Below are 25,197 nucleotides of genomic sequence, written 5' to 3' on the forward strand. Positions count from 1 at the left end.
ATGAATGGTTCAATGTTTATCGGAACCTGGTGGGCACTCGTCCCGCCGCTGCTTGCAATTCTGCTTGCATTTGTAACAAAAGAAGTTTACAGTTCCCTGTTCATCGGATCGGCAGTCGGTGTCCTTTTGTACACCGGCTTCCATCCGTGGGATGCGTTCACAAGCTTCTTTGAAATTTTACGGAACAGCATGAACATCAACATTCTGATCTTCGATATCCTGCTTGGCATGGTTGTCGTGCTGATGGCGAAATCCGGCGGCTCGGCGGCGTATGGAAAATGGGCGGGGACGAAGATCAAAACGAAGCGGAGTGCGCTTCTGGCAACGATGGGGCTTGGTGTTCTGATTTTTGTGGATGACTATTTCAACTGTCTGACAGTCGGCTCTGTCATGCGCCCGGTCACAGACAGCCACAAGGTTTCCCGCGCGAAACTCGCATACATCATCGACTCCACCGCAGCGCCGGTCTGCATTATCGCGCCGATCTCAAGCTGGGCGGCAGCCGTCAACTCGTATGTGCCGGCGGATGCGGGAATCAGCGGATTCCAGCTGTTTCTGCGGACAATTCCGTATAACCTATATGCGATCCTTACAATTGCGATGGTCTTTTACATCTGCTACACCGGCTTTGATTTTGGTCAGATGAAGCTCCACGAGGATAATGCCGCCAAAGGTGATCTTTTCACGACCGGAGGCGAGGAGTTTGAGCAGGTTTCCGAGCAGGAGGTCAATCCGAACGGAAAAGTCATCGACCTCGTGCTCCCGGTTGCCGTACTGATTGTATCAGCGATCGGAGCAATGGTTTACACTGGCTTCCTCGGCGGCGCGGACAATGTGATTTCCGCGTTCGCAGGATGTGATGCAGAGACGAGTCTGATTTTTGCCTCCATCGTGACGATCCTGTTTATGATGGCACTGTATCTGCCGCGGAAGGTCATCACCTTCAAGAGCTTTATGGACAGCCTGTCCGAGGGCTTCAAGCTGATGGTTCCGGCGGTTACGATTCTCGTCTTTGCGTGGACCTTAAAAGGCGTCGGTGATGCGATGGGCCTGGCCCAGTTTGTCGGAAGCGTCGTGGGAGACCATGCATCCGCAAGTATTTTTATCCCGGTGGTGCTGTTCGCCGTGGCGGTGTTCCTTTCCTTTTCGACGGGAACCTCCTGGGGAACGTTCGCGATTCTTGTGCCGATTGCAACGGGCATGTTCGCAGCCGGAACAAATCTGGAGATGATGATTATCTCGGTATCCGCCGTCCTGGCAGGGGCGGTCTGCGGTGACCATATTTCGCCGATCTCGGATACGACGGTTATGTCAAGTGCGGGTGCGCAGAGCAACCATCTGAACCACGTATCGACGCAGATGCAGTATGCGGCCGTTACGGCGTGTGTCTGCCTGGTGGGATATCTGGTTGCAGCCGTGACCAGAACGTGGTGGATCACACTTGGCGTCAGCCTTCTTCTTCTTTTGGCTGTTTTAACCGGAATGCGCAGATTTTGCGCAAAAAAAGCGTAAAACGGCAAAAAATAAAAAAGAAAACAGAAAAACGCGTGAAATGCTTGACGGGAGAGAAAAAGAACCGTATACTAAAAAATAGAACAAACATTCACAGGACAACGGTGTCCTGCAAAGAAGAAGCGGAACGCTTTTGGAGCAGGAATGTGAATTGGAACAGAAGGAATTGGATTTTTTAAAGTCCAGTTCCTTCTGTTTATCTCTGTTAAAATTGCATCGGAGCTGTGAAATGCAGGAGAAGAAAGGAGGCATTCCGGGGCGAAAACGCTTTGGAAAAGGGAAGGACTGTTATGGTCAGAAAGATCATAGCAGACAATGGCAAAAACAAAAAGAGGGAGAAAATATATGATATTTGGAAAGTACATTAACAAATACTACCTGAAGAATGCGCCCATTCTGATTCTCGGTCTTGCAGCGCTGATTCTCGTAGATTATTTCCAGCTTTTCATACCGGAGCTGTACCGCATGGTCATCAACGGCATGAACGGCGACCCTGTTCTGGTCAACGGCCAGGCGGCGGTGTTTGATATGGAATTTCTGCTGGATCAGGTCTGCCGGCCCATGATTATTACCATTATCGTCATGGTAGTCGGCCGTTTCCTGTGGCGAGTCTGCTTTTTCGGCTCCGCGATCCGCGTGGTGACCGATCTTCGTACCTGCATGTTCGCGCACAGCAAGGAGCTGTCCCAGGAGTATTATCAGGTCAACAAAGTCGGAAACCTGATGAGTCTTTACACGAACGATCTCGATACCGTGCAGGAGTGCTTTGGCGACGGTATTCTGATGTTCTGCGATGCGCTGTTTTTAGGCCTGCTTGCCGTGATCAAAATGTGGCGCATGAACCACTTCCTGACCGGCCTTTCCATGATCCCGATGGCATTTCTGATGGCCGCCGGCACAACGCTCGGCAAATACTTGATGAAAAAGTGGGAAGAGCGCCAGGCGGCCTTTTCCGAGCTGTCCGATTTCGCGCAGGAAAACTATTCCGGTCTTGCTGTCATCAAAGCATTCGTCAAAGAGACGAAAGAGCTGATGATGTTCCGGAGACTGAACCGCGAGAACGAGGACATCAACGTAGAATATACCAAAATTTCCACACTGCTGAACATTATGGTAACGCTGTTCGTCGAGTCCGTCATCTGCGTAATCTTAGGCTACGGCGGCTATCTCGTTTACTGCGGAAGCTTCGACGCCGGCCAGCTTGTCGAGTATATCGGCTATTTCTCGGCCGTTGTATGGCCGATCATGGCGGTCTCCATGCTGATCGAGAAGACATCCCGTGGAAAAGCGTCCTTAAACCGTATTACGGAACTGCTTGACGCAAAAGTCGATGTGAAGGACCGCGGCGGTGTGCAGGATCTGCCGTCCATCCATGGAAAAATCGAGTTCCGCAATCTGACCTTCCGCTATCCGGACGGGGAGTACGATGTGCTGAAAAACGTATCGTTTACCATTGAGCCGGGCGAGAGTGTCGGCATCGTCGGAAAGACCGGTTCCGGAAAAACGACCATCGTCGATCTGCTGCTCCGCACCTACAACGTGCCGGACGGAACGCTGTTCATTGATGACCACGATGTCAACACCGTTTCCATCCACTCCGTGCGTGAGGGCTGTGCCTACGTGCCGCAGGACAACTTCCTGTTCTCCGACACGATTTCCGGCAATATTTCCTTCGCCTTTGATGACGAAAACCAGGAGGCCATTGAGGATGCGGCGATGATGTCCGATGTCCATGACAATATCGCAGAGTTCAAAGAGGGCTACCGCACCGTTCTTGGCGAGCGCGGTGTGACGGTTTCCGGCGGACAGAAGCAGCGAATCTCGATTGCGCGTGCGCTGATGAAACACGCACCGATTCTGATTCTCGACGATTCCGTCTCTGCGGTCGATACCAAAACAGAGCGCACGATTCTCGACAATCTCAAAAAACGTGAGGGACTGACGACAATTCTGATCGCACACCGGATTTCAACGGTGGAGCAGATGGACAAGATCGTGTTCGTCGAGGACGGAGAAGTCCATGCAGTCGGAAAACACGAGGATCTGTACCGGACCTGCACGGCGTACCGCAAGATGGTCGATCTGCAGAAACTTGAAGAGGAAGCGGGGGAGGAGTAGAAATGCACAATTATTATCCGATTCTCTGGGTCGGCGCGATCATCGGCGTGATTTCCACCCTGCTGATTGTGGCCGCGTTTGTAGTGAAAGATGGAGAAAAAGAAACCGGCTTTGAGCGGAACATGAAAGACAGTGAAATCATGCAGCGTCTGATGGATTACGCAAAGCCGTTTTACCGCCAGTTTATCGTTGTTGGTTTTCTGATGCTGTTTTCGATCGCGTACGATATCATTTCGCCGCTGATCGTCGGCAAAATTGAGGAGCTCGTCGTTGGAAAATTCGCGCTGAATACCCTGTTTCTGTGGGTAGCGGGCTATGCGGCAATCCTTCTTGTCTCGATGGCGTGCACGTATTTCCAGGCCGTGATTCTGCAGAAGACGGGTCAGAAAATCATTTCCAATATGAGGGAGGATCTGTTCGTCCACATCGAGCGCCTTTCCCACGAGCAGTTAAATGAGATTCCGGTCGGAAAGCTTGTCACGAGAACGACAAACGATACGAACGCGATTTCGCTGATGTTCACCAACCTTCTGGTCAATCTTCTGAAGAACTTTTTCGTGATCATCGGTATTCTGATTGCGATGCTGTTTCTGAACTATGAGCTGACGCTGATGGTGCTCTGCTTCGTGCCGTTTATCGTGTTGTTCTCGATTATTTTCCGCAAATTCTCGCGAAGAGCACACCGGAAAGTAAAAGACTGTACTACGGACATCAACACGTATCTGTCGGAGAACCTTTCCGGTATGAAAATCACACAGATCTTCAACCGCGAGGATGCCAAGATGCGCGAGTTTACCGACAAGAGCAACGCACTCGGCCGCGCACAGCAGGAGCAGATTTTCGTGTTTGGTATTTTTCGTCCGCTCGTCTACATGCTGTATATCAGCTCCGTGCTCTGCCTTTTGTATTTAGGCGGCAAGGGCTATCTGGAGGGAACGTCGTTCCTCGGCCAGACGCTTACCAGCGGTATGATCGTCAGCTTTTACATGTATATTTCAAAATTCTTCAACCCGATCCAGAACCTGGCGGAGCAGTTCAACTGGCTGCAGTCCGCATTTGCATCCGCCGAGAAAGTATTCTCGATTCTGGATCTCGAGCCAAAAATGCAGGATGCGCCGGATGCGATCGAGCTTACCGACATCAGGGGCGAAATTGAGTTCCGCAACGTATGGTTTTCCTATATCCCGGGCGAGTGGGTGTTAAAAGGCGTTTCGTTCCACGTCAACCCGAAAGAGACAATCGCATTTGTGGGTTCCACCGGTTCCGGAAAATCGACGATTCTTTCCCTGATCTGCCGGAACTACGAGTTCCAGAAGGGTGAGATTCTGATCGACGGCATCGACATCCGAAAGATCAAGATCGATTCCCTGCGGAAAAAATTCGGCCAGATGCTGCAGGATGTCTTCCTGTTCTCGGGAACGATCCGTAGCAACATTATTCTCCGCGAGGAGGGGATTTCCGATGAGGAGATCATGGACGTCTGCCATTACGTGAATGCTGACCAGTTTATCAACAAGCTGGATCACGGCCTCGACGAGCCGGTGCGGGAGAGAGGAAACAACTTCTCCGCCGGACAGCGCCAGCTTCTCTCGTTTGCGCGTACCATCATCCATAAGCCTTCGGTCATGATCCTTGACGAGGCGACGGCGAACATCGACACCGAAACCGAGCTTCTGATCCAGGATTCCATGGAAAAGATGAAGAACATCGGAACGATGCTGATCGTAGCGCACCGTCTTTCGACGATCCAGCATGCGGATGAGATTATCGTACTGTCCCACGGAAAAATCGTGGAGCATGGAACGCATCAGGAGCTTTTAGCAGCGCAGGGAAGATATTACCAGCTCTACACGCTGCAGTATCACCGCGAGCAGAGTGAGAAACAGAGAGGAAGAAAGTAAGAAAATTTTAGAACAATAAAGACAATTTACAAAAAGGGAGAAATTTTGTTTGTGCAAAGTGACAAAATTTCTCCCTTTTTTACGGTGTATCATATTAAAATAATTTTGTATCAATATAGTCATATGAAAAATATATGAGCATAATACGATATCCGTTTTTCCATCTCAAAAAGCGGGCGGTTATAATAAGGGAAGCAAAACGGCAGGCACCAAAAAGCCGGGCCGTCTGTTGAAAGAAAGGGAAAATGTATGGAAAAGAAAGCAAGCTTTGTAGGACGCCTGCTCTCGGAAAATCAGATGTCGGAAGCATTTATTAACAGTATGTTTCTGGCGCTGTCCGGCGGTTTTCAGGATGCCTACACGTACAATTGCAGAGATGAAGTATTCTCAAATGCCCAGACGGGAAACGTTGTGCTGATGAGCCAGAACTTTCTGGAAGGAAACTTTACGGCAGGCCTTCGGTATCTCTTCCCGATCCTCTTTTTTGCGATGGGTGTATTTCTGGCAGAAAATTTCCAGGAGCATTACCGGTATGCAAAGAGGCTGCACTGGCGGCAGGTACTTCTCGCGGCGGAAATTGTGATCCTTGCGATCGTCGGATTTATTCCGTCCTCTTATAATATGCTCGCGGCGATGCTCGTATCGTTTGCGTGCGCGATTCAGGTACAGACCTTCCGCAAGGTCGGCGGTTATTCGTATGCAAGCACCATGTGCATCGGAAACCTGCGAAGCGGAACCGCAGCGCTGTCTATGTATATGCGGGATAAGAAAAAAGAACAGCTCCGTCAGGCCGGATACTATTTCGGCGTGATTCTGGCTTTCGCCATCGGCGCCGGAATCGGAGGCGTGTTCTCCATGCTGTATGGAATCCATGTAATCTGGATTTCCTGCGGACTTCTTCTGGTGAGCTTCCTTCTGATGTCACTGGAAAAGTACCGCTGAGAAATAGGAGAGAGTGAAGAAAGAAGGCTGAAAAAATGGAAGTATTTCTGGAGTGCTGTATGACACTATTCTTTTCAGCGGCCATGCTGCTGCTGATCGTCCGCCTGGCAAAGGGTGAGGAGAAAAACATGATGTTTGCGCGTGTGTTCTCCCTGGCGTCCAACGTCGGTTTCTGGATTGGAATCGTCCGCATTGCTGTGCTGAACCGGAGCGGATTTCTGATGTTCTTCTACATCACAGGCGCAATGCTTTCCTACACGGCGATGGTCTTTGCCATGCCGCATAAAAAAGAGCAGATTGCCGGACAGCAGGCATAAATAAAAAAGAGACCCTGTATACGGGAAGGATGGAGCAGCGATGTTCCGTCCGCCGGTACGCAGGGTCTTTTTCTGTTTCAAACAAAAGTTCATAAAATCTTATACGCGTTCCAGAAGCTCCCCGATCAGCTCTTTTGCCGCCGCGTTCTGGTGCTGCCGCGGGTTGATGATAAGACAGATTTCACGTTTGGGGGCCTCCTCGATGAGCGGAATCCGACAGACGGTACGGCTCTTTAAGGCATCGCGTGCCAGCTCCTCCGGATAAAATCCGATGCCGAGGTTATACTCGACCATAGGAAGAATCTGATCCGTCGTCGCCGCCTCCATATCGGGGTGGAAGGCGAGGCTGTGATTCAGAAAGTACTCGGCGTACAGCTCCCGCGTGCCAGTGTCTTTGGCAAGCGAGATAAAAGGATATTCTGACAATTCGCCGAGATGATGCGGCTCTGCGGAAAGGGATGCATATTTCGATCCGCCGATCAGAAATTCCTGGAATGGGAAAATCGGGATCTTGTGTAGCGGTTTGCGGATTTCCACCGGGCTTGTGACGACTGCGAAGTCGACCAGACCGTTTTCGAGCGCCTGGATGGCCTGCGGCGTCGAGTGGTTGGAGATGCGCAGGCGGACGTGCGGATAGCGGGTGTGGAAGTGCTCCAGGCGGGAGAGCAGCATCAGACGAAGTGCCGTCTCGCTCGCACCGATTGTGATAAGGCCGCTCTCAAGAGACCGCTCAAGAGCCAGCTCCTCCTCAACCGTGCGGAGCTGTTCGTAGGCAACGGCCACACGCTCATACACCTTTTCGCCCTCCGCTGTCAGTGTGACACCCTGGTGGGAACGGATAAAAAGTTTGCAGCCAAGCTCACTTTCCAGATTGTTCATGCACCGTGTGATGTTGGGCTGGTTGTTTTTCAGAATTTCCGCGGCTTTTGTAAAGCTGTGATATTGTGCTACGAAGTAAAAAATGCGATAATAATCATATGTAATCATAAAAACCTCCGAAGGATGAAAAAAGAAAAATCCGTTACTGTTCACTCAGCAGTGAAACACTTGCTGTTTTGCTGCGTAAGAACATGATTCAGGTGTGAGCAGCCCTCCTTTTGCGAAGCAAAACTTTAAATGAGGGCTGCGAATGTTACAGTTCGCAGGGTACCTGTGAACTGTAACAAAAAATCATCCATGATTGCTTCAATATAAAATACATGCGCCGGGTTGTCAAGGGATTTCTGAGGATGGTCCGGCCGGATTGTGCGGGGGATGGCAGAAGAGAAGTGGAAATTTTTTGAAAAAACACTTGCAAAATACCCGGACAGGGTATATAGTGTAGAAGAAAATAAGATACCCCATTAGGGTATGCGAAAAAGAAAAGCCAGAACTACAGAAAGGAAGACATACGATGGAACAGTACAATGTAACCGGTATGAGCTGCGCCGCCTGCCAGACCCGTGTCGAAAAAGCCGTGTCAAAGGTACCCGGTGTCACATCCTGCGCAGTCAGCCTTCTGACAAATTCCATGGGCGTGGAGGGAACGGCCTCCCCGGCAGAGATTATTGCCGCCGTGGAAAATGCAGGCTACGGTGCATCGAAAAAAGGCGAGAAGGGAAGCACATCACAGTCGGCTTCCACAGCAGAATACGAAGAGATGCTGAAAGACAAGGAAACACCGGTCATGAAACGCCGTCTGGTGAGTTCCGTTTTTCTTTTGATTCCGCTCATGTATTTCTCCATGGGCCATATGATGTGGGGATGGCCGCTGCCGAAATTCTTTGAAGGAAACCACATCGCAATGGGACTGGTACAGCTCCTGCTTACCATTGCGGTCATGGTCATCAACCAGAAATTCTTTATCAGCGGTTTCAAGAGCCTCTGGCATAAAGCACCGAACATGGACACGCTGGTAGCGCTTGGTTCTACCGCATCGTTTGTATACAGCGTCTACGCCCTGTTTGCCATGACGGGAGCGCAGGTACAGGGGGACATGGATGCAGTCATGAGCTATATGCATGAATTTTACTTCGAGTCCGCAGCCATGATTCTGACCCTGATTACCGTCGGAAAAATGCTGGAGTCGATTTCCAAAGGAAAAACGACCGATGCGTTAAAGAGTCTGATGAAGCTGGCTCCGAAGACCGCCGTTCTCTTAAGAGACGGAAAAGAAGTGGAAGTCGGCATTGATCAGGTGAAAAAGGGCGATCATTTCATCGTCCGCCCGGGTGAAAATATTCCGGTGGACGGCGTTGTCCTGGAGGGAACGAGTGCCGTCAACGAATCCGCGCTGACTGGCGAGAGTATTCCGGTGGATAAAGAGACCGGCGACCGCGTATCGGCGGCGACCTTAAACCAGTCCGGTTTCCTGACCTGTGAGGCGACGAGAGTCGGAGAAGACACAACACTCTCCCAGATCATTCAGATGGTCAGCGATGCGGCAGCGACAAAAGCGCCGATCGCCAAAGTGGCTGATAAAGTTTCCGGTATTTTTGTGCCGGCCGTTATCTGTATTGCACTTGCTACGATTGTGATCTGGCTGTTTGCAGGAGAGAGCGTCGGCTTTGCTCTTGCAAGAGGTATTTCCGTTCTCGTTATCAGCTGCCCGTGTGCGCTCGGTCTTGCAACACCGGTTGCGATCATGGTCGGAAACGGAATGGGAGCAAAACACGGAACGATGTTCAAAACCGCAGTTTCTCTCGAGAAGACAGGAAAAACACAGATTGTTGCACTCGATAAGACTGGAACCATCACAAGCGGAGAGCCGCAGGTAACCGATCTTATCCCGGCGGACGGTGTAAGTGAGGAGGAGCTTTTAAAAGGTGCCTTTGCACTGGAGCAGAAAAGTGAGCATCCGCTGGCCCGTGCGATTCTTGCACTTGCAGAGGAAAAAGGCCTGACCCGCGAAGAAGTCAGTGATTTCTCTGCGCTTCCTGGAAACGGCCTTGTGGCAAAACGGAACGGAAAAGAGCTCTGCGGAGGCAACCGTGCACTGATTACGAAAAAAGCGGTTCTCTCGAAACAGATGGAAGAGCAGGCAGCAAAACTTTCCGAAGAAGGAAAGACACCGCTGTTCTTCAGTGAAGGCGGAAAGATGCTCGGTATGATCGCGGTTGCGGATGTCATCAAAGAGGACAGCCCGCGTGCGGTGAAAGAGCTGCAGAATATGGGAATCCGTGTCGTGATGCTGACCGGAGACAATGAGCGCACCGCGCGTGCCATCGGCGCACAGGCAGGTGTGGACGAAGTCATCGCAGGCGTTCTGCCGGATGGAAAAGAAGCGGTCATCAGCCGCCTGAAAGAAAAAGGAAAAGTAGCGATGGTAGGAGACGGCATCAACGATGCGCCGGCTCTGACCAGTGCGGATATCGGTATTGCCATCGGAGCAGGAACCGATATCGCGATCGATGCGGCAGACGTTGTCCTGATGAAGAGCCGCCTCTCCGATGTACCGGCAGCGATCCGCTTAAGCCGTGCGACCCTCAGGAACATTCACGAGAATTTGTTCTGGGCCTTCATTTACAATATCATCGGTATTCCGCTGGCTGCGGGCGTATGGATCCCGCTGTTCGGCTGGAAGCTGAACCCGATGTTCGGTGCGGCGGCGATGAGCCTTTCGAGCTTCTGCGTTGTGACAAACGCCCTGCGTCTGAATCTGTTTCGGATGCACGACGCGTCAAAAGATAAAAGAATCAAAAACGAAATTCCAAAGGAGGATCTGAACATGACAACAGAACAGGGAATGGTAAAAACCATGACAATCGAGGGCATGATGTGCGGCCACTGCGAGGCAAGAGTGAAGAAAACACTTGAGGCAATCGAGGGTGTTGCATCCGCAGAAGTAAGCCATGAAAAAGGAACAGCCGTTGTAACACTGACAGCTCCGGTATCAGACGATGTGCTGAAAACAGCCGTAGAGGCACAGGATTACACCGTAAAAGGAATCCAGTAAAACAGGAAACATTGAGAAAAGGGAAACGCGCTTGGAATGAAAATTTCCGGGCGCGTTTCCTTTTTTTTACCAGATATAGCAAAAATATTGCAATTTGTTCGGAATTTTCGTGACAAAAGGACAAAAATCCGTTAGGATAGAGAAAAAGAAGAGCAAAAACAAAAGGGTTTTTAGGATCAGGAGGTTTTTACATTATGACAGAGTACAGACTTGCAAAGCCGGAAGAGTGGGAGGACTGCATCGAACTTGCAAACTACGTGTTCAGCACGGCACACCGTCCGCACGACTTTGAGCAGTTAATTCCAAGGGTTTATCAGGCAGGACCGGAAATGGCACGGATCCACCGCGTCGCTGTTGCGGAAAACGGCAGACTCCGGGCCGAGATTGCGGTGCTTCCGCAGCAAATGGCAGCAGGGGGTAAGCTGCTCCGCGCAGGATATGTAGGAAGCGTTTCCGTGCATCCAAAGGCAAGGGGCGAAGGCCACATGAAGCGTCTTCTTGGCGACTGGATTACGGATCTGGAAGGAACGTGTGATCTTCTGGTACTGGACGGCCAGAGACAGCGGTATGCCTACTTTGGCTTTACGCCGGGAAGTGAAAAATACACGTTTTACCTGGATGTGGCAAATGTGCGCCATACCTGGAAAAACGGGGAACTTTCCGCTTACACCTTTGCGCCGCTGTTTCCGGAAAACGGCGAAGCGGACGAAGAGGCGGCAGCCTTTGCAAAGAAGCTGAATGAGGAAAAACCGCTTTACGTGGTAAGAGAGGATGTGAAAGCCTGCCTGAAAACGTTCGGCGAGCAGGCAATTGCAATCTGGAAAAACGGTGAGCGGATCGGATATCTGGCACTTTGCGGCGGAAACCAGGTTGTGGAAGCAGAAGTGCTGGAGGAACAGGATTTCGTTCCTGCACTTGCCGCTTATTTAAAAGGAAATGCGCTTGACTCTCTTTTCATTTCCATTCCGGTGTATGAGACCGGAAAAGCAGCAGCGTTATCGGAAGTCTGCGAGAGTTTCACAAAAGAGCGCTGCGGTTCCGCGATGTACCGCATTTTTGAGTTTGCGGACGTTATCGAGGCAATGCTGACCATGAAAGCAGAGACGATGGGCATCAGCGATGGAACGTGGTCTGCTGTACTGGAGGGGCAGCCGGTGACCGTGACGGTAAAAGATGGAACTGTGACCGTGACAGGGGAAGCCCATCCGGGGGCAGATGTACTCAACCGGGAGCAGGCGCAGGAACTGCTTCTTTCACCGCTGGCAAGTAAGGGAAGCAAGGTTCCATCTGAAATCTGGAAGAACATTCCATCCGACTGGTTCCCGCTTCCGCTGTACTGTGCGACGGCAGACGAATTTTAGGCAATGACTGTTGGGAGGCAGAGAAATATGAACGAGACAGAGAAACGAGACAGAAGAGACGAAAAAGAAGAAATCCGGTACCATGTGATTTTCTACGGCCAGGTGCAGGGCGTGGGGTTCCGTTACCGGGCGTATTATGCTGCCTACCAGCTCGGACTGACCGGCTGGGTGAGAAACTGCTGGGATGAGACGGTGGAGATGGAGGTGCAGGGTGATGAGGAGACGATCACGGAGATGATCAAAAGGATCCGCACCTCCAGCTACATCGAAATCACGGATGCAAAATGGACGAAGATTCCGCTGGAATCGGAATTCGGTTTTCATATCCGTTGATCAGGGCTGCCTTTTCTCTTTTTCCGGAATTTCGACGAGAATGATATCGTTGCCGATCTGGCAGATGCGGTCCCATGGGATCACAAAATCCTCGCCGTGGCAGAAAAAGCCGCAGAATTTCACAGGACCCGGAAGAACGAGTCCGGTAAGATGTCCCGTTTTTGGATTGAATTCCACATCAATCGGACAGCCGAGCGTTTTGCAGGTGCAGATATTGATAACTTCTTTCTGGCGGAGATCTACAACGCGCATGCGGTGCTCCTTTTTACAGATTCCTATGGAAAAACATATGCGAAAATGTTGCTGCAGTTGACTTGAATTTCACGGAAAAATGCGTATACTGTAAAAGTAGAAAACTTTCCGAAATACTTATTTAGAAACGAGGACGAAAGATATGAGATGTCCATTTTGTAATCAGGATAATACCCGGGTTGTGGATTCACGCCCGATTGAAGACAGCAATGCGATCCGCCGCCGCCGGATGTGCGATGTCTGCGGCAGACGCTTTACGACATACGAAAAAGTGGAGACGATCCCTTTGATCGTCATCAAAAAAGATATGAACCGCGAGCAGTATGACCGCTCGAAAATCGAGACCGGTATCCTGCGCGCCTGCCACAAACGGCCGGTGTCCGCCGAGAAGATCAACGAGATGGTCAACAAGGTGGAGACGGAGCTTTTCAACGGCGAGGAACGCGAGATTCCAAGCTCTGTGATCGGAGAGAAGGTCATGCATTACTTAAAAGACCTGGATCAGGTGGCGTACGTCCGCTTTGCGTCGATTTACCGTGAGTTCAAGGACGTCAACACGTTCATGGACGAGCTGAAAAAGATGCTCGACAAATAGCGGGAGGCAAAAAAATGGAAGTGTCGAACTATATTAAAATGCGTGATCAGATGCAGGAACGTTTTCTGACATACGATCAGAAGGAGATCGAAGGAAAGTATGGCTTTGCGTTTGATGACGATTATTTCTATGTGCCGTATCTTTTTGAAGAATGGAGAGTGAACCGCCATACCGGCGTTGTGGAGGGATCAAAAGACCATTTTCTTCATGTACATCAGGGCAGTTTCAATGAGACGCTGACGATTTTCGACCTGCTCTGCTGCGGAAAGAAGGAGATTGTGCTCGCCGGCACGTATGCGCGTACCAATTCCTTAAAGGGAACGATCAAAGGCCGCACGATTGCGTCCGGCGTTCACGACAGCCGCGCCGCACGGTATGACGGGCATGTGGAACAGCTGAAAAAAGCATGCGTTTCCCTTGGCGGAAAACCATATTTCCCGGGAGACGCTGCTTTTGTTTTTCATGTCTTTCCGTTTCTGCCGCTCGTCTTCCAGTTCTGGGAGTCCGATGAGGAATTCCCGCCGGTGCTGAAGTTTATGTGGGATGAAAACGTCCTCGATTATCTGCGGTTTGAGACGCTGTATTACGTGATGGGAGATTTCCTGGACGCACTGGATCAAGCCTTCGATGCATGTAAAACAGAAGCCTGATACCTTTTGTGAGACAAAATCTTACGAAAATTTTTCGAATGTTTATAAAAATTTCAGTATACGAATCCCCTGGTTTAATGCTATAATGAGCGAAAGTGAGTAAAAAAAGAGAAGAGAAAGGGGAATGCATATGGCTTTTAGCATGAAAGTAACACCGGAAATAGAGGAACTGACAAACATCTGTCTAGATAACTCCAAAATGGATGTTTCGCTGTATGGGCAATACGATGTAAAACGCGGACTGCGCGATATCAACGGCGTTGGCGTCCTTGCGGGACTGACACAGATTTCAAACGTTGTGTCTTCGGATATCATTGACGGCGTCAAAACGCCGTGTGACGGACGTCTGTACTACCGCGGCATCAACGTGGAAAAACTGACCCAGGGCTTTTTAAGTGAAAACCGTATGGGATTCGAAGAAGTTGCGTATCTGCTCTTATTTGGAAATCTGCCGAATGAAGAGCAGCTCAATCATTTTAAGACAATCTTAAAACAGCAGCAGTCCCTGCCGAAGAACTTTGTGCGTGACGTTGTTATGAAAGCGCCGACCAAGGACATGATGAACACTCTGTCCCGAAGCGTTCTGACCCTGTACGCGTACGACAACCACGCAGATGATACCTCCCTTCCGAATGTGCTTCGCCAGTGCATTAACCTGATTTCTGTTTTCCCGATGCTGTCCGTCTATGGCTATCAGGCGTACAACCATTATATCAAGGGAAAAAGTTTATATATCCACAATCCGTCGAAGAAGCTTTCCACCGCAGAAAACATTCTGCTGATGCTCCGTCCGGATCAGAAATACACCCCGCTGGAGGCGAAGATCCTCGATCTTGCCCTCGTCCTCCACATGGAGCACGGCGGCGGTAACAACTCGACCTTTACAACACATGTTGTTTCTTCTTCCGGAACCGATACGTACTCCGCAATTGCAGCGGCGCTCGGCTCCTTAAAGGGACCGAAGCACGGCGGTGCAAACATCAAGGTTGTGCGGATGTTCGACGATATGAAGTCACACGTCAAAGACTGGACGGATGAGGAAGAAGTATCGAATTACTTAAGAAAGCTGCTGCACAAAGAGGCGTTCGACCAGAAAGGTCTGATTTACGGTATGGGCCATGCGGTTTACTCCATTTCCGACCCGCGTGCGCGCATCTTCAAAACCTTCGTTGAGCAGCTGGCAAAAGAAAAACACAGAGAGAAAGATTACCGGCTGTACGCTATGGTCGAGGAACTGGCTCCGAAGATCATCGGCGAGGAGCGCCATATTTACAAAGGTGTATCCGCAAACGTCGACTTCTACAGCGGCTTCGTTTACAGCATGCTGGATCTTCCGCTGGAGCTCTACACCCCGATGTTCGCCTGCGCGCGTATCGTCGGCTGGAGTGCACACCGGATGGAGGAACTGATCAACACCGACAAGATCATCCGCCCGGCGTACAAGAGTGTCAAAGATGAAGTGGACTATGTTCCGCTGGAAAACAGATAAAACAGGCAGAAGGGCCGGAGCGTGTCGGGATTTTCCGATCTGCTCCGGCATTGCTCTGTGCAGGAAGTAATGTGTCATTGTGAAAAATAGGAGAGTGCAGGAGAATGAATGAGACAAAAAATTACAGCATAACAAAATCCGGAGCAGTCATACTGGAAGGAGGGGCCAATCGCGGCGTCTTTACAGCAGGAGCGCTGGACTTTCTGATGGAGCAGGAGTATTATATCCCTCATGTGATCGGCGTTTCCGCCGGAGCCTGCAATGCGCTGGACTATGTATCGCGCCAGATTGGCAGAACGAGGGACTGTATGATTGTCACGGATGAGAAAAACCGCTACGTCAATAAGAATGTCAAGACAATCGTTGAGAAAAAAGCACTGCTCGACATGGATATGGTGTTCGAACGGTATCCGTATGAGATTTTTCCATTTGATTTTGATACGTATTTTGCATCGCCGCAGACGTGTGAGCTGGTTGTGACAAACTGTGAGACGGGACGCGCGGAATATCTGGATGACCGCGAAAATAAAGAACGTCTGCTTGCAATTGGCCGTGCATCATCGAGCATGCCGATCGCCTGCCCGATGGTGGAGATCGACGGAAACGAGTACGTCGATGGCGGTGTTGCCGATTCGATCCCGATTATCCGTTCCTTAAAGACGGGACACCGAAAAAATGTCATTATTCTGACACGGAATTTCGGTTACCGCAAAAAAGAGGGAACGAGAGGCTGGGAGCTGTATGTGGCGGCATTCCGCAAATACCCGAATCTCGTGCGTGCGCTTGTAAACCGCGCGAAACATTATAACCAGGTGCTCGAATGCATCGAAAAATGGGAAGAAGAAGGATCCGTCTTTGTGATCCGCCCGGAGATACCGGCGGTATCGCGTCTCGAAAAGGACGAGGAGAAGCTGCGGGAATTTTACCAGCACGGCTATGACCAGATGAAAGCAAATTTTGAGGCTCTGCAGGAGTTTCTGAAAGAAGAATAAAGTTACTGTATAAACGAAAAGAGGATTGGAGAAAGAAGATGAGTGGAAAAAACCAGAAGAACCGGGGAACTATACTGATGCGGATGTTTTACCCGGACCGGAGAGAAAAAAGTGCCTATACGATCGATTACGCGGATCTGTACCGGAAAGGATACCGGGGCGTGATTTTTGATATCGATAATACGCTTGTTCCGCACGGTGCGCCGGCAACGAAGGAGGCGGCTGCGTTCTTTGCGTCTCTTCGGGAGACTGGTTTTTCCACCTGTCTGCTTTCCAACAATCAGAAACCGCGTGTGGCTCCGTTTGCCGATGCGGTCGGTTCTATCTATATCGAAAATGCGCACAAGCCTTCGGTGAAAAACTACCAGGAGGCATGCCGGAGAATGGGGATCAAAGAGGAGCAGGCGGTCTTTGTCGGGGATCAGCTTTTCACCGATGTGTACGGTGCAAAACGGACCGGACTTTACAATATTCTGACCGAGCCGATCAATCCGAAAGAGGAAATTCAGATCGTTCTGAAACGGTATCTGGAGCACATTGTACTGTTCTTTTATGAGCGTGATCTGGCCCGCGGCAGGATTACGAAAAAAAACAGTTGAAAAATCGGGAAAAATATTATATTATAAGATAAGCCTATGGTGCGCATTTGGCGCATCGTACTATGTTAAGGAGGAAAAATCAGAATGATTTCAGCAGGAGATTTTAGAAACGGCGTTACCCTCGAGATCGATGGTCAGGTCGTTCAGATTCTTGAATTTCAGCATGTAAAACCTGGTAAAGGAGCTGCATTCGTAAGAACAAAATTAAAAAATGTCATCAACGGTGGTGTGGTAGAGCGTACCTTCCGTCCGACTGAGAAATTCCCGCAGGCTCGTATCGAGCGTGTAGACATGCAGTATCTGTACAGCGATGGTGATTTATTCTACTTCATGAACGTAGAAAACTATGAGCAGATCGCTCTGAACGAAGAGACCATCGGAGATGCTCTGAAATTTGTAAAAGAAAACGAAATGGTTAAGGTATGTTCCTACAACGGAAATGTATTCGCAATCGAACCGCCTCTGTTTGTAGAGCTTGAGATCACCGAGACTGAGCCAGGCTTCAAGGGAGATACCGCACAGGGTGCTTCCAAACCAGCTACCGTTGAGACTGGTGCTACCGTAAGCGTTCCGCTGTTCGTAAACCAGGGAGACAAAATCAAAATTGATACCAGAACAGGTGAATATCTGTCCCGTGTATAAGTAAGACTGTTCCCGCCGTTGTCCGTCACAACTTTCTTTGTGGCGGACACGGTTTTCTAAATAAATAGAATATTCGTCTGAAAAATGGCTGATAAAGGCTGTCGGAAGCAGCCCGGGCCCGTTTTTCTCATCGTTCGAAGTTCCGCGAACCAACGAATCTCTGGCATATACAGATCTGTACAGAGGTTTTTAAGTTGTGTTTTCCGGAGCTTTTTTGTTCCGTAAAGCAAAAATACAAAAGGCAATCAAACAGGAAAGGTGGGAAAAAATGGACTATCAGATGTTCAAAGAGCAGCTTGCCGCGCTGCTGAAAAGAAAAGCCGGCGATGATTTTGAGGTGAAGGTAGAATCGGTGCAGAAGCTGAACGGTATCGAAAAAGAGGCGTTTGTCATCAGCAGAAAGAAGGACTGGATTGCACCGACGATCTACGTGGAGCTTCTGTATGAATGCTGTCTGCAGGGCGTGCCGCTTTCTCAGATTGCAGAAAAGGTACTGGAGCAGTACCGGAAGGTGGAAGCGGAGGCGAGAAGACCGGAGAAAGCTGCCTTTTTTACCAACTGGAAAAATGCTGCGCCGCAGATCTACTGCGAGCTCATTCATGCGGAGAAAAATCGTACGCTGCTCTCCGAAGTTCCGCACAGAAAATTTCTCGATCTCGCGGTCGTGTACTATTACCAGATGCGGGGAAACCGCGTGCCGGATGCGACAATTCTGATCCACGAGACGCACCGGGAGCTGTGGGGAATTTCGGCGGAGGAGCTGGATGCCCGTGCCTGGGAGAACACCCTGCGGGATCTGCCGGTGCGCACAGACAGCCTTATGGTGTATTTGAAAGAAGAGTACGGAGTAACGTTTCCCCGGTTCGAGCTTGGTCCGCTGGCGGAACAGTTTTACCTGGTCAGCAACCGCAGAGGAAAGCTGGGTGCAATCTGCATGTGCTATCCCGGCGTGCTGGAGAGTCTTTCGCAGCGCTTTGAGGCAAGTCTTTATGTGATTCCGAGCAGTATCCACGAGTGCATGGTGATTCCGGATTATGATGTGTTCCCGGAGGAGTGTCTTTCCGACATGGTACGGGACGTGAATGAAAAGACGGTCAAGCCGCAGGAGATTCTGTCGGATCACGTTTATTATTACCACCGGGAAAGCGGGGAACTGACGCTGTGTGAGGAAGAAACGTAAGCTGTGTGGCAGAATAGTCTGCGAATAATTTAAGAAAAAAATGGGCGGCTGGGTGGGAAAAATACTTTACAATTGCAGGAGTCTGTGGTAAACTGTCATAGTGTGGTTGAGAAAACAGATCACATCAGCGTCTGTAGCTCAGGGGATAGAGCAACGGTTTCCGGTACCGTGTGTCGGGGGTTCGAATCCCTCCAGACGCGTTTTTGCTACATGGCATGCTGCGGCGGGCAGGACCGGCGCAGGATAAGGAAAGCCCCTGCTTCGGTGTGAAGTAGAGGTTTTTTTGCTTACTGAGCATATCAATAACTGATCCGGCGGATCAGTTTTGATGAAGGAGGAAAAATATGGCAAAACCAATGACAACAAAAGATAAAATCCGGGAATGGATTTCCGATAATCTGCGCTACATGCTTCTGATCGGAGCAATTCTCCTGATTGTGGCAGCGGTTCTTCTCATCGTTCATCTGGTGTCACCAAAAAACGATGGAAAATCGAGCGGCGGAACCGTAACAAGCAGCAGCACCGGAAACAATGTGCCGGATAAAAAGACACAGGTAAAAGCAGACAGCAAAGCAGATTCTGAGGACAGCACAGGCATTTCATCGGACGTTTCGGATTCCGCGAATGATTCCAGTGTAGATGCTTCCAGTACCGATACTGCCAGCGCGCCGGATGCAGAGGCTGAGCCGACAAGTGAGCCGGAAGCGGCCGACGATACCAGTAATACAGAGAATACCGATAATACGGCTGTCTCCTTTGCCGCGGACAATGTCCCGGAAGTAAGCACCGTGCTGGAGCAGTATTACACCGCGCTCGGTGCAAGGGATATCAACGGTCTTTTTGCAGTAACAGATAATCTGACCGCGGAGGAGCAGGCGCAGATTGAGGCAGAAAGCGATGTGGAGTCATACGGAGATGTAAAGGCCTACACGATCAGCGGTCCAAATGACGGAACGTACATCGCGTTTGTCAGCAGCAGATGCAAATATCTGGGAATCAACCAGACCCTGCCGATGCTTTCGGAGTATTATCTCTACACGACAGAAGACGGCAGCCTGAAAATCATGGATGATACCGACAGCGATGCGGCCGTAACCGAGGCTATGAAAGCGGCGCTCGAAAACGAAGAAGTCAAAAATCTGATCGAACAGGTTCAGAACGATTATCAGAATGCACTCGATGCAGATGCTTCCCTGAGAGCATATGTAGAGAGCATTCAGTAGGAACAATAGAATAATACAAAACAAAAAAAGCAGTTTCTGGTTTTTATGAAACTGCTTTTTTGGAAGGATAAAACCATGCGCTTAAACAAATACTTAAGTGATGCGGGCGTCTGCTCGCGGCGGGAGGCGGACCGTCTGACAGAAGCGGGCGAGATTACTATAAACGGAAAACGCGCGGAAACCGGCATGCAGGTGGAGCCTGGCGACGTTGTTGTTGTGAAAGGCAAAACCGTTGTCCCGGAGGAGAAAAAAGTCTATCTCGCCTTCAACAAACCGCGCGGCATCGTCTGTACTGCGGAAAAACGGGAGAAAAACAACATCATCGATTATCTGTCCTACCCGGTGCGGATTTACCCGGTGGGAAGACTCGATAAAGATTCTGAAGGCCTCCTTCTGATGACGAACGACGGTGCGATTGTAAATGGTATCATGCGTGCCAGAAACCGCCACGAAAAAGAATACCAGGTCGAGGTAAACAAAGAGACTACACCGGAATTTCTGAAAAAAATGGCATCCGGCGTGCCGATTCTCGATACCGTGACGCGCCCGTGCCGGATCCAGAAAACGGGAGAGCGCAGCTTTACGATTATTCTGACGCAAGGGCTGAACCGTCAGATCCGGCGGATGTGCGAAGCATTAGGATATCGTGTCACAAAGCTGAAACGTGTGCGGATCATGAATATTCACTTGAAAGACCTGAAAACAGGGGAGTACCGCCCTTTAACGGAAAAAGAATTAGCAGAACTGAAAAAGCAGATCGGGGAGGAAAAGCGATGAACGAGACAGAACGGATGAAGGAACTGGTCAAAAAGCTGAACGAAGCGGCAAAAGCCTATTACCAGGAAGACCGGGAGATCATGAGCAACCTGGAGTACGACACGCTGTATGACGAACTGCAGGTATTAGAGGAAAAAACAGGCGTAACACTCGCCGGAAGCCCGACCACAAAAGTCGGCTACGAGGCGATGGACGAACTGCCGAAAGAAGCGCACGAGTCACCGATGCTTTCCCTTGATAAAACGAAAGATGTGGAAGTGCTCCGCAGCTTCATCGGGGATCACAAAACGCTGCTATCCTGGAAGATGGACGGTCTGACCGTCGTTCTGACGTACCGCGGCGGTACCCTCGCAAAGGCCGTCACCCGTGGAAACGGCGTGATCGGAGAGGTTGTCACGAACAATGCAAAAGTGTTTGAAAATATTCCCTTAAAAATCCCGTACCAGGGAGAGCTGGTTCTGCGCGGCGAGGCGATCATCCGCTATTCCGATTTTGAGAAGATCAACGAGGAGATCGAGGATGTCGATGCGAAATACAAGAATCCGAGGAACCTCTGCAGCGGTTCTGTGCGCCAGCTGAACAATGAGATTACGGCAAAACGCCACGTTCATTTTATGGCATTTGCGCTTGTGAGCGCTCCGGAACAGGATTTCGAAAATTCCAGAATCCGTCAGATGGAGTGGCTGAAAGAGCAGGGCTTCGAGGTGGTGGAATACAAGGCTGTCACCAAAGATAACCTCGACGAGGCGATGCAATATTTCTCCACGAAAATCGAGACAAACGATTTTCCGTCCGATGGCCTTGTCGCGTTGTATGACGATATCGCCTACGGAGAATCACTTGGCACAACCGCGAAATTCCCGCGGAACGCTTTCGCCTTCAAATGGGCGGATGAACAGAAGGAGACCACTCTGCTTGAAATTGAGTGGAGCCCGTCGAGAACCGGTCTCATCAATCCGGTTGCGGTTTTTGAGCCGGTCGAGCTGGAAGGAACTTCGGTTTCCCGCGCAAGCGTCCACAACATCAGTATCATGCGTTCGCTGGATCTCGGTGTGGGTGATAAAATCCTTGTCTACAAAGCAAACATGATCATTCCACAGATCGCAGAGAATCTGACGAGAAGCGGCGTGCGCGATATTCCGGAAACGTGTCCTGCCTGCGGCGGTGCCACCCGGATTCAGATGATGAACAATGTCGAGACCCTCTACTGTACGAATCCGGAGTGCCCGGCAAAATTCATGAAGGCATTCACCCTGTTTGTAAGCCGCGACGCGATGAACATCGACGGCATGTCGGAGGCAACGCTCGAAAAATTCGTGGGCCACGGCTTCATCCGTGAGTTTGCCGATATTTTCCGTCTCGACCGCTACCGCGACGAGATTGTGGAGATGGACGGTTTCGGTGAAAAATCATACCAGAATCTGATCGACAGCATCGAGCGCGCGAAAAACACAACGCTGCCCCGTCTGATTTTCGGACTTGGCATCTTAAATATCGGTCTTGCAAACGCGAGAATGATCTGCAAAGCCTTCGATTTCGATCTCGACCGGATCCGGAATGCATCGGCGGAGGATTTCGCGCAGATCGACGGTGTCGGAGAAGTGATTGCAAAAAGCATCGTGGATTACTTTGCGGATGAGGAAAATAAAGAACGCCTTGAGCGCCTTCTGTCGTATCTGACGATTGAGAAGCCGCAGGCAAGCCAGGAAGAACAGAAATTAGCCGGTCTTACCTTCGTCATCACCGGAAGTGTGGAACATTTCCCGAACCGGAATGCATTAAAGGCAAGAATCGAGGAGCTCGGCGGAAAAGCCACCGGAAGTGTAACGGGAAAGACGAGCTATCTGATCAACAACGACACGACATCCAGTTCCTCCAAAAACCGGAAAGCGCGCGAACTCGGCGTGCCGGTGATCTCAGAAGAGGAATTTCTGAAGATGACAGAAGAATAACGAAATATCTGCAAAGGCGGTTTGCATCCCGCGCGGGAATCTGCTATAATCGGAAGCAGACGGCAGAAATTCCTGCCGGAAAAAGCAAACCGCCTGTCTGCGCAGAGAAAAGCGCGGCAGATCAAGAAGAATAGAAACGAGGAAAAAGAATATGCCGGTTAAAGTTCAGGCAGATTTACCTGTAAAAGAAATACTCGAAAGCGAAAATATATTCGTCATGGACGAGACAAGAGCGGTTCATCAGGACATCCGTCCGCTGAAGATTATGATCCTGAATCTGATGCCGCTCAAAGAAGATACCGAGCTGCAGCTTCTGCGCTCCCTTTCCAACACCTCCCTGCAGGTTGATGTCACCTTTCTGATGGTGGCAAGCCACGAGGCGAAAAATACATCGACCAGCCATCTGAACACGTTCTATGTGAAATTTGAGGATGTGCGGAAAAATTATTACGACGGTATGATCATCACCGGTGCACCGGTCGAGCAGATGGAATTTGAAGAAGTTGACTACTGGGATGAACTGACAAAGATCATGGACTGGACGAACACACACGTTACCTCCACGATGTTCCTCTGCTGGGGAGCCCAGGCGAGTCTGTATCATTTCTACGGACTGAAGAAACGGATGCTTCCGGAGAAGAAATTCGGGCTGTTCTGGCACAAAGTCAACAACCGCAAGATCCCGCTTGTGCGAGGCTTCGATGACGAGTTTTTGGCACCGCATTCCCGCCACACAGAAGTACCGATCGACGATATCCGTGCCTGCAAAGATGTCACGATTCTCGCAGAGTCCGACGAAGCCGGATTCTATCTTGGCATGGCGGAAGAGGGAAGAAAGATTTTTGTGATGGGTCATCCGGAGTACGACCGTATGACGCTCGACGGCGAGTACCACCGCGATAAAGACAAAGGACTCCCGATTGAGATTCCGAAGAACTATTATAAAAACGACGATCCAAATACAAAACCAGTGCTTTTATGGCGGTCACATGCGAACAATCTGTACACGAACTGGCTGAACTACTATGTATACCAGGTGACCCCGTATAATCTTGACGGAACTCCGGATTTTTCGGGAAAATAAGAGAGAAAAAGCCCCCCGCACCGGGCGCACACCGGCTGCGGGGGGTTGCTGTAAAAATCTGCTATAAAAAACGGAAAGCTTTCCGGGCTTACCGTTTGAAATCAAATAATGTTTTCAGCGGAATTTCGAGTGCTTCCGCAATATCCATCAGCTTGTTTAGAGACAGAGAGGTATGACTGTTTGGCGCTTCGATGTTGCTCATATGTGTACGGCTGATCTTGACAGCTTCGGCAAGCTCACTTTGCGTTAATCCGCGTGCTCTGCGATAAAAAGCGATGGTAAGACCGAGGAGGCGCATCTCCTCCGTATGACGTTCTCCCATTGCTATGGCTCCTTTCTGAACAGAGTGATACAAAGACTTATATAATATTTATCTTAAACGATTAAATACCAAAAAGAAACAACTTTAAATTTTTATAATGCACATGTAAATTGTGCAAAATATAGAAATTATCCATCAGAATAATAGGAAAACAGGAAAAAGAGTTCTTTTGACAAATGAGAGGTTTTTGTGTATGCTGTAGAAAGCACCAACAAATAAAATCGGAGGTTTTTGCATATGAAAGAGTCGATCCATACCATTCCGCTGACGGATGCATTCAAGGCGGAAGATGAGTGCCCGTTCTGCTATCTGGAGCGGGAAGCAGAGCAGCATGCGATTTCGTTTGCGCTCGGTTCCGGCGCATCCTATATGGAGGATGATGTGCGTGCGGAAACAGACGCGATGGGATTCTGCCGCCACCACTATAAAATGATGTACGATTACGGAAACCGTCTCGGAAGCGGTCTGATTTTGTCCACCCATCTGAAAAAACTGAACCAGGAGCTTGCCGCACAGATGGATCTGTTTGCACCGGGAAAATCCTCGGTGTTCAAGCGGATGCAGAAGACATCCCTCGACAAACAGGGCCGTGAGACTGCGATCGGCCAGTGGATTGATGAGAAGACGCATTCGTGCTACGTCTGCGATCACTTCAAGGCAAACTATAACCGCTATCTTGATACGTTCTTTGATCTCTACAAAAAAGACGAGGAGTTTGCAAGACTGTTCCGCGAGGGAAAAGGCTTCTGTCTGCCGCATTTTGCGGATCTGGTAGAAACGGCGGAGAAAAAGCTGAATGATAAACAGAAAGCGGAATTTTACCCGACTCTGTTCAAAATCATGAAAGAAAATTACCAGCGGCTGCAGGAAGAGGTAACATGGTTTACTGAAAAATTCGATTACCGCAACAAGGATAAGGACTGGGGAAATTCAAAAGATTCCATCCAGCGCTGTATGCAAAAATTAGGCGGCGGCTATCCGGCGGACGAGCCGTTTACGGAAGGATTATAATTCTTGTTTAT

General features: G+C 49.9%; 23 protein-coding genes and 1 tRNA gene. 21 read left to right on the forward strand and 3 right to left on the reverse strand.

All coding sequences use genetic code 11. The features are described 5' to 3' along the window. The 5 genes from DW915_RS00345 to DW915_RS00365 all read left to right on the forward strand — a co-directional run bounded on the left by DW915_RS00345 (window position 1) and on the right by DW915_RS00365 (window position 6,790). Entirely contained in the window at window positions 1-1,512 is a 1,512-nt protein-coding gene (locus DW915_RS00345; RefSeq protein WP_118741371.1) for a Na+/H+ antiporter NhaC family protein, read from the forward strand. Window positions 1,513-1,857: 345 nt separating this feature from the next. Beyond that, window positions 1,858-3,630 (forward strand): ABC transporter ATP-binding protein, encoded by a 1,773-nt coding sequence (locus DW915_RS00350; protein WP_055218289.1) that lies wholly within the window; start codon window positions 1,858-1,860, stop codon window positions 3,628-3,630. Window positions 3,631-3,632: 2 nt separating this feature from the next. Then, a complete protein-coding gene (locus DW915_RS00355; protein WP_118741372.1) occupies window positions 3,633-5,531 on the forward strand; it encodes an ABC transporter ATP-binding protein in 1,899 nt (632 codons plus the stop codon). 249 nt (window positions 5,532-5,780) lie between these two features. After that, window positions 5,781-6,473: a YoaK family protein gene (locus DW915_RS00360; RefSeq protein ID WP_243033764.1), complete on the forward strand. Its 693-nt coding sequence runs from the start codon at window positions 5,781-5,783 to the stop codon at window positions 6,471-6,473. A gap of 35 nt (window positions 6,474-6,508) precedes the next feature. Further along, window positions 6,509-6,790, forward strand: coding sequence for a hypothetical protein (locus DW915_RS00365; protein WP_022462506.1), 282 nt, complete (start codon window positions 6,509-6,511; stop codon window positions 6,788-6,790). Between the two features lie 99 nt (window positions 6,791-6,889). On the opposite strand, the gene DW915_RS00370 is transcribed toward DW915_RS00365, so the two are convergent. Continuing rightward, the gene (locus tag DW915_RS00370; protein WP_118741373.1) at window positions 6,890-7,777 is read right to left on the reverse strand and encodes a LysR family transcriptional regulator; all 888 of its coding nucleotides are present in this window, start codon (window positions 7,775-7,777) and stop codon (window positions 6,890-6,892) included. A 406-nt stretch (window positions 7,778-8,183) separates the two neighbouring features. Here DW915_RS00370 and DW915_RS00375 point away from each other — a divergent pair, with 406 nt between their 5' ends. The 3 genes from DW915_RS00375 (at window position 8,184) to DW915_RS00385 (ending at window position 12,418) form a co-directional block, all read left to right on the forward strand. Further along, entirely contained in the window at window positions 8,184-10,724 is a 2,541-nt protein-coding gene (locus tag DW915_RS00375; RefSeq protein ID WP_118741374.1) for a heavy metal translocating P-type ATPase, read from the forward strand. A 194-nt stretch (window positions 10,725-10,918) separates the two neighbouring features. Further along, window positions 10,919-12,085, forward strand: coding sequence for a GNAT family N-acetyltransferase (locus tag DW915_RS00380; RefSeq protein ID WP_118741375.1), 1,167 nt, complete (start codon window positions 10,919-10,921; stop codon window positions 12,083-12,085). A gap of 27 nt (window positions 12,086-12,112) precedes the next feature. Continuing rightward, complete coding sequence (locus DW915_RS00385) at window positions 12,113-12,418, forward strand: acylphosphatase (RefSeq protein ID WP_055218278.1); 306 nt, start codon at window positions 12,113-12,115, stop codon at window positions 12,416-12,418. Here the strand turns inward: DW915_RS00385 and DW915_RS00390 are convergent, their stop codons facing one another. After that, window positions 12,419-12,670 (reverse strand): YlmC/YmxH family sporulation protein, encoded by a 252-nt coding sequence (locus DW915_RS00390; protein WP_117760417.1) that lies wholly within the window; start codon window positions 12,668-12,670, stop codon window positions 12,419-12,421. A gap of 142 nt (window positions 12,671-12,812) precedes the next feature. On the opposite strand from DW915_RS00390, the gene nrdR reads away from it, so the two are divergent. The 12 genes from nrdR (at window position 12,813) to metA (ending at window position 23,853) form a co-directional block, all read left to right on the forward strand. After that, complete coding sequence (gene nrdR, locus DW915_RS00395) at window positions 12,813-13,265, forward strand: transcriptional regulator NrdR (protein WP_022462512.1); 453 nt, start codon at window positions 12,813-12,815, stop codon at window positions 13,263-13,265. Between the two features lie 14 nt (window positions 13,266-13,279). Further along, window positions 13,280-13,915, forward strand: a complete 636-nt coding sequence (locus DW915_RS00400) for a DUF3786 domain-containing protein (protein WP_117760416.1) — start codon at window positions 13,280-13,282, stop codon at window positions 13,913-13,915. Window positions 13,916-14,045: 130 nt separating this feature from the next. Continuing rightward, window positions 14,046-15,404, forward strand: a complete 1,359-nt coding sequence (locus DW915_RS00405; RefSeq protein ID WP_118741533.1) for a citrate/2-methylcitrate synthase — start codon at window positions 14,046-14,048, stop codon at window positions 15,402-15,404. Window positions 15,405-15,508: 104 nt separating this feature from the next. Beyond that, window positions 15,509-16,396 (forward strand): patatin-like phospholipase family protein, encoded by an 888-nt coding sequence (locus DW915_RS00410; protein ID WP_118741376.1) that lies wholly within the window; start codon window positions 15,509-15,511, stop codon window positions 16,394-16,396. 74 nt (window positions 16,397-16,470) lie between these two features. Beyond that, the gene (locus DW915_RS00415) at window positions 16,471-16,995 is read left to right on the forward strand and encodes a YqeG family HAD IIIA-type phosphatase (RefSeq protein ID WP_117509173.1); all 525 of its coding nucleotides are present in this window, start codon (window positions 16,471-16,473) and stop codon (window positions 16,993-16,995) included. A gap of 84 nt (window positions 16,996-17,079) precedes the next feature. Further along, entirely contained in the window at window positions 17,080-17,637 is a 558-nt protein-coding gene (gene efp / locus DW915_RS00420) for an elongation factor P (protein WP_022462517.1), read from the forward strand. 268 nt (window positions 17,638-17,905) lie between these two features. Then, window positions 17,906-18,817 (forward strand): DUF5688 family protein, encoded by a 912-nt coding sequence (locus DW915_RS00425; protein ID WP_147342012.1) that lies wholly within the window; start codon window positions 17,906-17,908, stop codon window positions 18,815-18,817. 127 nt (window positions 18,818-18,944) lie between these two features. Next, window positions 18,945-19,017: transfer RNA gene (locus DW915_RS00430), tRNA-Arg, on the forward strand. Between the two features lie 144 nt (window positions 19,018-19,161). Continuing rightward, a complete protein-coding gene (locus DW915_RS00435) occupies window positions 19,162-20,040 on the forward strand; it encodes a hypothetical protein (RefSeq protein WP_118741377.1) in 879 nt (292 codons plus the stop codon). A gap of 75 nt (window positions 20,041-20,115) precedes the next feature. After that, window positions 20,116-20,817, forward strand: a complete 702-nt coding sequence (locus DW915_RS00440) for a pseudouridine synthase (RefSeq protein ID WP_118741534.1) — start codon at window positions 20,116-20,118, stop codon at window positions 20,815-20,817. Further along, complete coding sequence (gene ligA / locus DW915_RS00445) at window positions 20,814-22,769, forward strand: NAD-dependent DNA ligase LigA (RefSeq protein WP_022462521.1); 1,956 nt, start codon at window positions 20,814-20,816, stop codon at window positions 22,767-22,769. Before DW915_RS00440 ends, ligA begins: the two co-directional genes overlap by 4 nt. A 151-nt stretch (window positions 22,770-22,920) precedes the next feature. Next, entirely contained in the window at window positions 22,921-23,853 is a 933-nt protein-coding gene (metA, locus tag DW915_RS00450) for a homoserine O-acetyltransferase MetA (RefSeq protein WP_055228462.1), read from the forward strand. Window positions 23,854-23,941: 88 nt separating this feature from the next. Here metA and DW915_RS00455 read toward each other — a convergent pair whose 3' ends face one another. Then, entirely contained in the window at window positions 23,942-24,175 is a 234-nt protein-coding gene (locus DW915_RS00455; protein ID WP_118741378.1) for a helix-turn-helix domain-containing protein, read from the reverse strand. Between the two features lie 237 nt (window positions 24,176-24,412). On the opposite strand from DW915_RS00455, the gene DW915_RS00460 reads away from it, so the two are divergent. Next, window positions 24,413-25,186: a DUF6062 family protein gene (locus DW915_RS00460; RefSeq protein ID WP_118741379.1), complete on the forward strand. Its 774-nt coding sequence runs from the start codon at window positions 24,413-24,415 to the stop codon at window positions 25,184-25,186. Window positions 25,187-25,197 lie beyond the last annotated feature (11 nt).

The organism is Blautia sp. AM42-2 (genome assembly GCF_003480245.1).
GTDB classification, from domain to species: Bacteria; Bacillota; Clostridia; order Lachnospirales; family Lachnospiraceae; genus Fusicatenibacter; species Fusicatenibacter saccharivorans.